The sequence below is a fragment of the Paraburkholderia sp. RL17-368-BIF-A genome, assembly GCF_046054045.1.
GTDB lineage: Bacteria > Pseudomonadota > Gammaproteobacteria > Burkholderiales > Burkholderiaceae > Paraburkholderia > Paraburkholderia graminis.
The window spans coordinates 121,362-133,936 of sequence record NZ_JARESN010000002.1 but is presented as its reverse complement, the minus strand read 5'-3'; the positions used below and the strand labels follow the sequence as shown (position 1 = coordinate 133,936).

The following is a 12,575-nucleotide window of genomic DNA, read 5'->3' as shown; positions in this document are numbered from 1 at the left end:
CTGGACTTTTTGACTTTAGAATGGCCGTGACGCCGGATACCGGCAAACGTTGCGGAGAGCAGGCACATGAGCACGACACATACGGACAAAGCGATTCCTCTGATCGTCGACGAAGAAACCGTTCGCAAAGCGCTACCGCATCTCGACGTGCGCGGAGCCTTGACGCGGATGTTTCGTGCGCTCGCGAACGACGCGGCCGTGCAGCCGCCGCAAACGCTCACGCTCTTTCCGCGCGGCGCGGGCGACTTCATCACGTACCTCGGCGCGATGTCGGACGCTCAGTTGTTCGGCGCGAAGCTGTCGCCCTACATCGTGACCGGTTCGAAGCCGGTGATCACCGCGTGGACCGCATTGATGTCGATGCAAACCGGCCAGCCGCTCATGTGGTGCGATGCGGGGCTGCTGACCATCGAGCGAACGGCCGGCACCACCGCGCTCGCCGTCGAGCATATGGCGCCACTCGACGCGCGCACGCTGGCGGTCGTCGGCGCAGGCGCGGTGGCGCAGGCTCATCTTCGCCATCTCGCGGCGCTGAGGCCGTGGACTGCGATCCGCGTCTTCTCGCGCGATCTAAAGGATGACGAAATAACGCAGAAGAAAATCACGGCGCTCGATGAGCGCATCCACATCTGCACGCGCATTGAAGATTGCGTTGCAGACGCCGACGTCGTCGCACTGTGCACGTCGTCCGGTACGCCCGTGCTGGCGGACGGGATGCTCGGCAAGCCCGCGCTCGTCACATCGATCAGCACGAACGCGGCAAACGCTCACGAGGTCCCGCCCGCGTGGATTCCGGCAATGGACGTGTACTGCGACTACAGGCAAACCACTCCGGCAAGCGCGGGCGAAATGAAGCTGGCCGCTGAGCAGCACGGCTGGCATACACGCAACGTGGCGGGCGATCTGCCGGAACTCGTCGCCGGTATCGCGGCGCGGCCGTCCTATCAGAAGCACGCGTTTTTCCGCTCGATTGGGCTTGGACTCGAAGACGTGGCAATCGCATTCGAACTCTTTAGGCATCTGACCGCGCAATAGCGTCTATGCAGCGATGCCGCCTAAGCGGCCGCACGCGTCGCTCATGGCAAAATGACGCGCGAGCCGACGCGTTGTAGCCTCTGCGAAACCGGAACCCACCTGCCCTATGCGAAAGACCAAGACAACGGCCACGCGCCGCCTGCTTCTGGATCGATACAGCCGTGTCGCGGACGGCATCGCGCTGCTTTTTTTCCCCTACGTCGAGATCGTCATTCACGACCTGCACAGTCAGACGGTCGCGTACATCGCGAACAATCTGTCCAAGCGCGAGATCGGCGACGAGTCCGCGCTGGAGGAAATCGATCACACGGTCGAGTCCGGCACGATCGGGCCTTATGAAAAGATCAACTGGGACGGCAGGCGCATGCGCTGTGTTAGCACCGTGCTATTCGACGACGCGGACGTGGCGGTCGGCGTGATGTGCGTGAACTACAACATCGCCGTGTTCGAGGACGTCAAGCATGTGATCGACCGCGTGATTTCAGGCGCGGGCGTCGTGAAGCAACCCGAGGAACTCTTCAAGGACGACTGGCAGGAGCGCATCAACACGTTTCTTCACGCGTGGCTCCAGGAGCGTCAACTCGCGCTGAATTCGCTGACGCGCGACCATCGCCGCGAACTGGTGGAAGCGTTGTGGGCCGAAGGCGCGTTCAAAGGCAAGAGCGCGGCGAACTATGTGGCGAGCGTGCTGGGAATGGGCCGCGCCACCGTCTATCAACATATCCGCGATCTGCGCGGAGCAGCCGCGTAAGTGGGCGTATGCAGCGCGCTATTCGACCAGATCGCGGTTGTGCGCGGCGGCAGCCGCGGCGGCGTAGTGAGCGCTGTCGGCAGGCGATGAGCTAATCGCGCGAGCGCGCCGCGCCGGGCCAAAGATTCGCGCAACAGGCGTCGTACCAAACCGCATCGTCTCTAAAGAAACAGCAGTCCCCGGCAAGAAGCGCCAGACGAGCAACAGCAGCGCGAGCACCGCGGGACACCAGCGCAAATCGGTCGGCACCGTTTCCCGGTGAGCGAGCCGCGTATCGAGCATCGCGTCGCGCAACGACTCCGCGTCCATCAAACGCCGATAACCGAAGCCGACCTGCCCGGCCACCGCGCTCAAATAATGCCCTTGCAACGCGGACCGTTCCTCGTGACTGGCCGCATGAGCCGCTGACGCATGCATCTGCGGAACCTGCACGACCTCGTCCGCCTGCCAGTAGCCGATGCGATTGCCGTGCGCGTCACTGCGCGGAATCGGCGCCGGCTGATCGCCGCCCACGCCGATCAGCCAGCCCTTCACGTGCGCGGGATTGATGTCCTGCTTGAGTGCATCGGAGGGCAGCAGCGGCGGCGCTTCCTGGCCATCGGTGACGAAGACGACTGCCGTGCTGTCGCCAATCTCCTGCGCCACGCGAACCGCCGAATAAACACCGCCCTCGGCGATGCGGCTGTAGTTCGTCCAGCGCATGTGCCCGTCGATCCGATCGAGCGACGCCAGCAGCGCATCATAGTTGCCGCACACTTCGACGGGCGGCAGCAGCAGAAAACTGCGCTGCCCGGTGAACGCGCTCCAGCCGATTTTCGACCCGCACGGCAATTGCCCGAGCGCCTCGCGCATCGCCGCACGCGCGAACACGAGCCGGCTCACCGGCGCACCGTCGAGCATCGCATCTTCTACGTTCATGCTCTGCGTAATATCGAATGTGACGATGTAGCTCGACGTATCCCGCGGCAACGCGACCGGCGGCATCGCAAGCGCGAGAATCAGCAGCACGAGCGCGGCTGCCGTCATCCAGTGACGTCCAGTAAAAAAGCCTCGCATGGATGCGCGCAGGCTCACGGCAAGTCCCTGCTTTCGGGATCGCGCACCTTGATGTCGTGCTGCTCCTTGACGTCAGGCGCACTTGACGCGGAGCGCGTCTCGGGCGCGAGCCACAACCCACGTTCGAGGTTGTAGCGCGCGTCCCAATCGTCGGGTGCGATGCGCAGCAGACTCCGGTAGCGCGCTTTCGCTTCCTCGACCATTGCAAGCGATTCGACCGCGCCCGCAGGGCTATGTCCGATGCCCTGGCGCAGATACAGATTGCCGAGATCGAACAGCGCAGCGCGTCCTGTGTCGCTCTCGGGTTGCTGGCGAATCAGCGACTCGAAGAGAGGACCCGCCGTGTCGTAAGCGCCCTCTTTCGACAGCGCGATCGCGCGCGCGAGTCTGACTTGCGGCGCGTCGTCCATGCTGCCGGCGCTGCGCGGCGCCTGCTTCGCGGCTGCCTTGCCGGCGGTAGCGGTAGCGCTGGCGGCCACGACCTGATTCACCTCTTCCGCGTGACGCAACCGCAGCCAGTCATAAGCGGCCACCGCCGCACAACACAGCGCGACCGCCCCGAAGATGACATGCACCGACGCGCGCTTCATGCCCACACCCGAACCTGAAAGAACCGCAATGCGATGAGCAGCACGCAACTCGCAAGCGCTGCCGCGAAGCAATACGAACTCAGATCCTCGCGCGGCAAACGCTCGACGAACGTCGTCTGCGCATTCTGCTGCCGGTTGATTTCGGCCATCGCGTCCCTCATTGCTTTTGCATTACCCGTCTGGAACAAACGATAAGGCGTCTTCAGCGAAAGAAAATAGCGGTGCAATTCCGCTTCCGCCGACGACTCGCTCGCCGGCACCTTCGCATTCAGGTCGGGACTGTAAATGCTGCTTCGCAAGTAGATGAAGTAGAGCGCGATATCATTGCGCAGCAGGCCGTCTTCAATCAGTTGACGCACACGCGCGTTCAGCTTCGCGCCGCCGTCGGAGACGAGCACGATTGCGCGGCGGCTCGACGAATGCTGCTGATTGAATTCGCCGATCGCAGTCAGCAGCCCGAGATCGAGTTGCGTGTCGGGCATGCCGCGGCCGACGCTCGTACCGGCGATGGCGGCGTCGATCGCGCGATGGTCGTACGTGAACGGCATCGCCAGCAACGGGCTCGTGCCGAACATCATGAACGCGAGGCGGTCGTTCGGCCGCTGCGCGACGAACTCCGTCAACGAAGCGCGCGCCACCTTGTTCTTCGATTCGCCCGCGCTGACCTCAACGCCCTTGCTGTTGATCGGCTCGTCCATGCTGGCGCTGCGGTCCATCAGAATCAGAATCTGCGCGCCGCTGCCCGTGCGCAATACCTCGCGATGCGAGCGTCCAGGACCGGCCAGACCGACGACGATCGCGAGCATCGCCAGCACGGCGCTGCCCTGCGCGACGGCGCCGATCCAGCGTCCCGCGCGATCCTCCGGCAGCCACGCGATCCACGAAAACGCGAGCGTGTCGGCGCGGCGCCGCAGCAGCGGCAGCAATGCGAGCGGCAGCAGCGCGAGCAGCCAGGGGTGAGCGAAGTCGAGCGCCATATCGTTCATCGCTGATGACGCTGTTCCGCGCGATACAGCGCCTCGCACAACGTCTTGAGCGGATAGGCCTCGGCGGTCGACGCGCGCACGAAAAAGCGCTCCGCCGATTGCCGGTAGAACTGCTCCAGTTGCGCGCGCAACGGTTGCAAATACGGCGCCCGTGCGAACAGCGCCGGCAGCGAACCGCCATGCACGACATGACCCGCCGTTTCGTTCAACGCGCGATGCAGGCAAAGCCACGCATCCGTGGAGGCATCCATGCGCGGCTCGGGGTCGCGCTGCGTGCGTTGCATGCGCCGCATTTGCCGCCACGCGCGCGCGAACGGCAGCCGCGCCGACTCCCGCGCATTGCGCCACCACCACCAGCCCGCCCACGACAACAAGGTCAGCAACGACAAGCCCGCAGCGATGCCGGCCTGCCGCCGCAGCGGCGCAGTGGGCAGCGGCAAAGCCTGGCGGTCGGGCCGCAGCGCTTGCAGATCGCCGGCATTGAACGGATTCGCAGGCGTCGCGGGACCGATGCTGATCGGCCACTCGGCGACCCGCAGCGTCGCCCCCGACGACGACGGCAGCGTCAACGCGGGCAACGCAATCTGCGTGAGCGCGGTCGGCACGTTGACGAGCTGATAGTCGATCGCCATCCAGCGGCGGCCCTCGTCGTCGGTCTCGGTGCGAACGCGCCGGCGCTCGAGCCACGTATCGGTGCGGCCGAGCGAAGGCGGCGTCACCGAGCCAATCTCGCGGTCGCCGTCTTGCAGCAGTATGCGTTGCGTGAGCACATCGCCGAGCAGATAGCCGAATGCGCGCGGCTCCTGCACGGTCGGCTGGAATGCGGCGCCGCTCGCGGCTGCTGCGTTCGTGGACGGCAATAGCGAAGGCAGCAGCAAGATAGCGACGATCATCGCGGCCCGTATGCGGCGTAGCGTTCCCCCGAATCTCATGCAACGGCCTCCAGAAAGTAGCGCGACATGGCCTCCGGATCGAAAGCGCTTTCGATAAAAAACGGCTGGATCGCGCGCTTGCCGAACATCTGCGAGAGTTCGGCGCGGCGTGTTGCAACGCCTTCGCGCCAACGCTCCCGCACGCCGGCGCTCAGCCACAGCGTGCGCCGCGCGCCGGACTCGGCATCGCTGACCGCGAGCAGCGGACCGCCCGCGGGCGGCACGGTCTCTGCTGCGTCCCATATGACGATTGGCACGACGTACGAATGCACCAGCAAGTCGAGCGCGGCGGGTAAGGCCGCGAGCGGCCAGTGGAAATCGGAGACGATAAAGACCAGCGCCTGACGGCCCGCCAGCGTCGACGCGACGCGCCGCAGTGCGTCCGCACTTTCGCTGACGTTGCCGGACCCCGCGCTTGCGTCTGAACTATTACTCTCGCTCCCGCGCAGCATCGTCGCGAGCAGATTGCCGATGCCGCGGCCCGAGCGCGCCGGCATGAAAAGATCGTCGCGTGAAGCATGATCGAAGGCGAGCATGCCCAACGGATCGCCCACACGAAATGCGCTATAACCCAATGCCTCGACGAAATCCGCGGCCACCTCCAGTTTCGTTTGACGGCTGCCGAAGCGCATCGACGCGGACACATCGACAAGCACCTGCACCGGCACCGCCGCGCGCTGCAAATGCACCCGCACGAGCCATTCGGAGCGCGCCGCGCGCACGCTCGCGCGCAGATCGAGACGGCGCGGATCGGGATAGTCGAAGAGGCGTCCGTGCATCGCGAATTCCTGGCCCGCGCCGAAGCTCGATCCACGATGCGAGCCGGGCCGAACGCCCGATGAGCGCATCGGCAAACGGTAGTGGAATTCCGCTATCGCGTTCATCGCTCAAGGCACCGCCAGTCTGCCGACGATCTGCGTCATCAACGCCTCCGAGAGTTCCTGGCGGCGCAATTCGTAGATCGGCGTGAAGAACACGCGGTGGCCGAGCGCGGGCAGCAGCACCGCGTGAATGTCCTCGGGAATCAGATGCGTGCGGCCCGCGAGCCACGCGACTACACGCGCCGCGCGCAGCAGCGCGCTCATCCCGCGCGGACTCGCGCCCGCGAGAATGAGCCGCTCCATGTCCACCCCGTCGAGCGCGATGCCGAAGCGCTGCGGCGTTTCGGTAGCCTGCCAGATGTCCAGCACGTAGCGCTCTATCGTCTCGCTCGATTGCACGCTGTGCTGGATCGCCGCGCCGATCTGATTCAACTGCTCCCACGGCACGATGGCCGGAGAAAGGCGCGCGAGCAGCCGGTCGACGTCGTGATAGTCGGCATCGAACACGAGCGCGCGGCGCACCTCGGTGTCGTCGGGCGTCGGCATGCCGAGTTCGAAGAGAAAACGGTCGCGCGCCGCCGACGCCAGTTCGAACGTCTCTTCCTTCTCGACCTTGTTGCGATCCGCGAACACCGTCATGTGCGGAAAACGATATTCGCGGTCGAACGCCCACACCGAACGCTCGGCCATCGCACGTAACAGCAGCGACTGCACCTGCGGACGCGCGCGATTGATCTCGTTGAAGAAGAACGTGGTGAGCCGCTCGCCGTGCCGCAGAAGCGGACCGGGATCGATACGCGGCCTGCCTTCGGCATCGACATAGGTGTGATAGACGAGATCGCCCGGCATCAGATCGATCGTGCCTTCGACGCGCTCGAACTCGCCGCCCACCACGCGCGCAAACGCGCGCAACACGGTCGTCTTGCCGACGCCGACGCCGCCTTCGAGCAGCACATGGCCGCGCGCAAACAGCGCCACGGTGATGAGCCGGATCACCTGTGACTGGCCGATCACCGCGCCCGCGACTTCTTCCTCGATATGCAGCGCATGCAGACGCCAATCCTGAAGCTGTTCGCTGGAACCCATCGGTGCAATCTCCTATGGCGGGCACACATCGCGCCGCCGGCAAGAAAAACGCTTCACGCGGATGCGTCGTCGACTGCCTTTAACAGAACCTTCGATCTTCCCGGCGACGGCACGAACCCCGCATACTCGCGCTCCAGATAAGCTGCGGCCTCCTCGAGCAGGAACTGCCGGAAGATCATGCAGGTCGGCGAAAGCTGCTTGGCGCGCAAATGCACGATCTGCCACGTCCGCTCGATCGGCGTGCCGTTCACATCGAGCAGGGCGAGTTCGCCGGTACGCAGTTCAAGCAGCAGCGTGTGCAGCGAAATGAGGCTCACGCCCATGCCAGCGATCACCGCCTGCTTGATCGTTTCGTTACTGCCCAGCGTGACGACTTTCGCGGGCGTGAACAGATGCTGGCGGAACATTTCCTCCGCGGCCATGCGCGTGCCCGAACCAGGCTCGCGCACCAGAAACGTGTCGCCGCGCAGCTCCTGCAAGTCGAATCGTTGCGCGCCCACGAGCGGATGATCGACCGGCGCGATCACCACTTGCGGATGCCATGCGAGCGGCTCGGTCGTCGTGTCCAACTCCGGAGGCGGCCGGCCCATGATCGCGAGATCGATCGCGTTGTCCTGCAACAGACGCAATAGCGCGTCGCGATTGCCGACCGAAAAGTGAACGTCGACTTTCGGGTAGATGCGCGAATACATCGCGAGCAGCTTGGGCGCGAAATACGTCGCGGAACTGACGATGCCCACCGCGATCGAGCCGCTGTCGGCCTGCTTGAGCGAGGTCATCGCATCTTCGGCGTCCTTGATCTCGCCGAGAATGCGGCTCGCGTGATGGCTGAACTTCTCGCCGGCCTCGGTCAATGCGAGCTTGCGCGCAATCCGTTCGAACAGACGCAGGCCCACGGCTTCCTCGAGTTGATGAATCTGCATCGACACGGCCGGCTGCGTCAGATGCAATTCCTCGGCCGCGCGCGCGAAGCTCGTATAGCGGCTCGCCACGACGAAAATCTGCAACTGACGCAGCGTGAGCGAGCGGATGAAATTCAATGCCATGCGCCGCTACCGGCTCGCGCGCGGCGCGTTCGACGGCGTGACGGGCTCGTTCGGCGAACGCGGCGCGTTGTTCGGCGCGCCAGGCGCATTTGGTGCATTCCCCGGCGGCGTCAGCTTGCGCAACACAGCCTGAAAACTGAGCGCGCGGCTTTGCAGCGGATGCGCGAAATCGTTGTTGGCGCCCGGCACTTCCGTGCGAATCATCGCGACCTGGCCCGGCACCGTACTCGCGATCAGAAACGTATAGCGCTTGCCGGTGTATTGCGGAAAACGCGCGGCGTTGGGATCGTCGAGATACGGCTGCACGACGATCTGCTGCGCCTTCACCGCCTTGCCGCCGATCTGGCTCGTCACCGTTTCGATCTTCGGCCCGGCGGCGAGCGCGAGCCGCAGGCGCTGCTGGAAATAGCGGCGCTTTCCGCCCGTCAACTGCTCCATCTCGGCGATGTCGCGCTCGAGAAAATAGATGATGACGGGATTGCACTGCAAGCCGCCGTTCGGCAACGGAACCGCGCCGCGTTTATCGGACACCTGGGCGTCGCCCTTTGCATTGTCCGCGCTCGTCACGAGCACCTTGACGGTGTCGCTGCCGTGCGCGGACGCGTCGGAGCTGAGCAACGCGTAATCGAGTTCGGTTTGCTGCTCGACGCCGTGCAGATGATCGGTCGTGAAGATGAGGCGCTCGGCGGGCGAAATATCGCTCGCGCCCGGCGCGGATGCGGGTGCAGGCGTGGCCGCTTGCGCGTTGGCTACAACGACGCCCATCGCACCCATTGCGCCCGTCACGCAAGCGATGCTCGCGGCGCACGCCGCGAGCACGCGCCGCCTGCCGTTGCCGATACCGCCGCTCACGCCGTCGTCAGGAATACCGCCGGGAAACCCACCACACTCCGCCGTCATGGCGACGCGTCCGCGGGTTTGCCCGCCGGTGCGTCGACCGGTTTCAGCAGCGGCACTTCATAGCTCGTGAGAATGCTGTCGATCTTGTCGTGGTTCGCGCCGATCCATTGATCGACCTTGTCCTTCCACGCTTTCTCGCCGTAGCGCACGCCCATCGAAATCGTATAGTCGAAGCGGATGCCCGGCGTGGCCGGGAACGGCACGAGCTTCACCGAATCGCCCGAGCGCTTCGCGAAGTAACCGGCAATCGGCCCCCACAGAAACACCACGTCGACATTGCCCGCCTGCAGATCGCGTTCGATCATCTGGCCGGGATATTCCTGCGGATCGCCGCTTTGCACCTGATACGACACCGCCTGATCGATCAGGTTATGACCGAGCAGCCAGTCGACGGCAGGCGTCTGCGTGAAGATGCCGAAACGCAGCTTATGAAGTTGATCGGGCGGCAGCTTGAGCAGATCGTCGGGCGTATTGATGCCGGCCAGTTCGGGCCGCTTCTTGAACACCATCGCATAGGTCGAGCGCAGATAGGGCTGCGTGGTCGATGTCATGTCGTAGCCTTTCGGCACGCCGATGATCAGATCGCATTTGTACGCCCCGGTATCGGCCACCTTCTCGCGCAACGTATGACGCACGAAGCCCATGCGCTGCGGAAAATACGTGTATTCGAGCTTGTAGCCGAAGTCGCTCGCCATCTGGCTCGCGATGCGGTTCTCGTAACCTTCGCCCTTGTTGTTCGACAGGGGCATGTTGTTCGGGTCCGCGCAGACGCGCAGCACGCCGTCGGCGCCGTCGTTGTTGGGCAGCGCCTCGCCCTGGGCGCGCACTGCGCCGCTTGCGAGCGCCGCATAGCAAAGCGCGCCTGCCACGAGCGCCGCATGCACGTGCATTGAATGACGATGACGCATCGATCACCTCCTGAAGTAAAGCCGCACGCTATTTTGCGTCGATGGCCTGCAGATCGCCGGGCTTGATCTGCCCGTCCGAACGCCCTTTCAGATAGGCGTAAAGGTTCTCCCAGTTCTTTTGCATCATCTGGCTGGAACTGAAGTCGGGCATGCCTTTCTCGACCCGCCCGCCAAACACGGTGCGATGAAACTCGTTCTTGTCGAGCGTCTTGAACGCCTCGACGAGCGACGGCCCCACCATGCCCTGCTGCTGCGCGCCGTGGCAGCGTTCACAGGCAAGCGCGCGCCAGGTCTTCCATCCTTGCAACGTGTTGCTGTCCACCTTGCTGCCGTCGACCACCTTGTACGCCACCTGGGCAATCGCGGGATTGGTCTGAGCGTACGCGACAGGCAGCACGACGAAAAGGACCGGCAACGCCGCCCCCAACAAGATTGATCGGCCTTTCATATGCAGATGTCTCCTCGATCCTCGGGAAAGGGCCGCGCCGGCTGCTTCGTGCAGCGACGCGGACCCATGACTCAATTGAACCAACTGTTATTGAACCAGCCGTTGATTAACCGCCGGCACCGCCAGGGATGGCGAACACGAACAGCGTGCCGCCGAGCGCCGTGTACTTCGCGAGTTCGCGATAGCCGCCCACTGCGCCCAGACCTTCCGTCGACTTCTCGAGTCCTGCCGCCATGCCGATGCCGGCCCAGCCGCCGATGCCCGAGTACACGCCCACGTATTGCTTGCCCTGATACTGATACGTGAACACGTTGCCGATGATTCCCGACGGCGTCTTGAAGCGCCACAGTTCCTTGCCGTCCTTGATGCGGACTGCCTTCAGGTAGCCTTCGAGCGTGCCGTAGAACGCGATGCCGCCAGCGGTGGCGAGCGCGCCCGACCACACCGAGAACTTCTCCGGCTTGGACCAGACGATCTTGCCCTTCGCCGCATCCCACGCGATGAAGTTGCCCATCGCGTTGTTCTCGTTCGGGCCCGGATACATCGACAGCGTCGCGCCCACATACGGCTGACCCGACACGTAATCGACATCGAACGGTTCATAGTCCATGCAAACGTGATTCGTCGGCACGAGGAAGAGGCTCGAGTTCGGGTCGAACGCCGCGGGCTGCTGGTCCTTCGAGCCGAGCGCCGCCGGACAGATGCCCTTCACGTTGTGATCCGAACCGGCTGCCTGCGTCGAATACGCCGCATTGCGGATCGGCTTGCCGCTCTTCAGGTCCACGCTGTCCGCCCAGTTCACGGCCGGATCGTACTTCTGCGCGACCAGCAGTTGGCCGCTCTCGCGGTTCAACGTGTAGCCGAAGCCGTTGCGGTCGAAGTGAACGATGGCGGGCACCTTCTTGCCGTCGATGGTCAGATCCGACAGGATCATTTCATTGACGCCGTCATAGTCCCACTCGTCGTGAGGCGTCATCTGATAGACCCACTTCGCCATGCCGGTATTCAGATCGCGGGCCATGATCGACATCGACCACTTGTTGTCGCCGGGACGCTGCGTCGGGTTCCATGTGCCCGGATTGCCGGTGCCGTAGTAGACAAGGTTGAGCTTCGGGTCCCACGCATACCAGCCCCACGTGGTGCCGCCGCCCAGCTTCCACTGATCGCCCTTCCATGACTTCAGCGACGAGTCTGCGCCAACCGGCACCATCTTGCCGTCGGTGTAGGTCATCGTCTTGTCGGGGTCCATCAGCATGTCCTTGTCCGGGCCCGTGCTAAATGCGGTCCAGACCGGCTTGCCCGTCTTGATGTCGTAGGCGATCAGGCGTCCGCGAACGCCGAACTCGCCGCCCGAGATGCCCGTCAGCACCTTGTCGCCGAATACGTGCGGCGCATTGGTGTTGGTTTCGCCGGCTTTCGGATTGCCGTTCTGCGCGCTCCACACGACGTCGCCGGTTTTCGCGTTCAACGCGACGAGCTTGGTGTCGGCCTGTTGCAGGAAGATCTTGCCGTCGCCATAAGCGAGCCCGCGATTAACCGTGTCGCAGCACATCACGGACACAACCGAGTCGTCCTGTTTCGGCTGGTACTGCCAGATGAAAGTCTGATCCTTGAGGTTGATCGCAATCACCTTGTTAGGGAACGGCGAGTGGATATACATGGTGTCGCCGATCACGAGCGGCGCGCCTTCATGGCCGCGCAGCACGCCGGTCGACATGGTCCATGCGACCTGAAGTTTGCCGACGTTGCTTTCGTTGATCTGCTTGAGTGGGCTGTAGCGGTGGTTGGCATAATCGCCTGCCTGAGCCGCCCAGTTAGACGGACTTTTCATGAGCCCGTCGAGCTGCGAATCGGCCTGTGCAACGATAGAGCTCAAGGCTGCCGACGCGAGGATCGCGAGCCCAAGAACCGTGGTGCGTAAGTTCATGTCTCCTCCAGAATGGTCTTGCTGTTCAACTCACGAATGACCCACGCTACCTCGCAGCACCGGGCGCGCCACCACGGAGCAGGGTAACG

13 protein-coding genes are annotated in these 12,575 nt (G+C 64.0%); 2 read left to right on the top strand and 11 right to left on the bottom strand.

Annotated features, from left to right (window positions below; translation table 11 throughout):
* Window positions 1-66: 66 nt before the first annotated feature.
* Together P0D87_RS03705 and P0D87_RS03700 are read left to right on the top strand one after the other, a co-directional pair.
* Window positions 67-1,035, top strand: coding sequence for an ornithine cyclodeaminase family protein (locus P0D87_RS03705; protein WP_053859315.1), 969 nt, complete (start codon window positions 67-69; stop codon window positions 1,033-1,035).
* Between the two features lie 106 nt (window positions 1,036-1,141).
* A complete protein-coding gene (locus P0D87_RS03700; RefSeq protein ID WP_006046623.1) occupies window positions 1,142-1,786 on the top strand; it encodes a helix-turn-helix transcriptional regulator in 645 nt (214 codons plus the stop codon).
* Window positions 1,787-1,804: 18 nt separating this feature from the next.
* Here the strand turns inward: P0D87_RS03700 and P0D87_RS03695 are convergent, their stop codons facing one another.
* From P0D87_RS03695 to P0D87_RS03645, 11 genes are all read right to left on the bottom strand, one after another.
* Window positions 1,805-2,812 (bottom strand): vWA domain-containing protein, encoded by a 1,008-nt coding sequence (locus tag P0D87_RS03695; protein ID WP_053859316.1) that lies wholly within the window; start codon window positions 2,810-2,812, stop codon window positions 1,805-1,807.
* A 44-nt stretch (window positions 2,813-2,856) separates the two neighbouring features.
* The gene (locus P0D87_RS03690; RefSeq protein ID WP_053859317.1) at window positions 2,857-3,432 is read right to left on the bottom strand and encodes an MxaK protein; all 576 of its coding nucleotides are present in this window, start codon (window positions 3,430-3,432) and stop codon (window positions 2,857-2,859) included.
* Window positions 3,429-4,418, bottom strand: a complete 990-nt coding sequence (locus tag P0D87_RS03685) for a vWA domain-containing protein (protein WP_053859318.1) — start codon at window positions 4,416-4,418, stop codon at window positions 3,429-3,431. The genes P0D87_RS03690 and P0D87_RS03685 overlap by 4 nt, the downstream gene beginning before the upstream one ends.
* A complete protein-coding gene (locus tag P0D87_RS03680) occupies window positions 4,415-5,350 on the bottom strand; it encodes a calcium incorporation protein MxaA (RefSeq protein WP_053859319.1) in 936 nt (311 codons plus the stop codon). The genes P0D87_RS03685 and P0D87_RS03680 overlap by 4 nt, the downstream gene beginning before the upstream one ends.
* On the bottom strand, window positions 5,347-6,234 hold the full coding sequence (locus P0D87_RS03675) for a DUF58 domain-containing protein (RefSeq protein WP_171799976.1): 888 nt from the start codon (window positions 6,232-6,234) through the stop codon (window positions 5,347-5,349). Before P0D87_RS03675 ends, P0D87_RS03680 begins: the two co-directional genes overlap by 4 nt.
* Before the next feature lie 3 nt (window positions 6,235-6,237).
* Window positions 6,238-7,257, bottom strand: a complete 1,020-nt coding sequence (locus P0D87_RS03670) for an AAA family ATPase (protein WP_006046617.1) — start codon at window positions 7,255-7,257, stop codon at window positions 6,238-6,240.
* A gap of 53 nt (window positions 7,258-7,310) precedes the next feature.
* Complete coding sequence (locus P0D87_RS03665) at window positions 7,311-8,297, bottom strand: LysR family transcriptional regulator (RefSeq protein ID WP_029965957.1); 987 nt, start codon at window positions 8,295-8,297, stop codon at window positions 7,311-7,313.
* A 12-nt stretch (window positions 8,298-8,309) separates the two neighbouring features.
* Entirely contained in the window at window positions 8,310-9,077 is a 768-nt protein-coding gene (locus tag P0D87_RS03660; RefSeq protein WP_051153870.1) for a hypothetical protein, read from the bottom strand.
* Window positions 9,078-9,199: 122 nt separating this feature from the next.
* Window positions 9,200-10,111, bottom strand: a complete 912-nt coding sequence (locus tag P0D87_RS03655; RefSeq protein WP_006046614.1) for a substrate-binding domain-containing protein — start codon at window positions 10,109-10,111, stop codon at window positions 9,200-9,202.
* 28 nt (window positions 10,112-10,139) lie between these two features.
* The gene (locus P0D87_RS03650) at window positions 10,140-10,559 is read right to left on the bottom strand and encodes a c-type cytochrome (RefSeq protein ID WP_006046613.1); all 420 of its coding nucleotides are present in this window, start codon (window positions 10,557-10,559) and stop codon (window positions 10,140-10,142) included.
* 106 nt (window positions 10,560-10,665) lie between these two features.
* Window positions 10,666-12,486 carry a methanol/ethanol family PQQ-dependent dehydrogenase gene (locus P0D87_RS03645; RefSeq protein ID WP_006046612.1) on the bottom strand — a complete coding sequence of 607 codons (1,821 nt, stop codon included), beginning with the start codon at window positions 12,484-12,486 and terminating at the stop codon, window positions 10,666-10,668.
* Window positions 12,487-12,575: the final 89 nt, after the last annotated feature.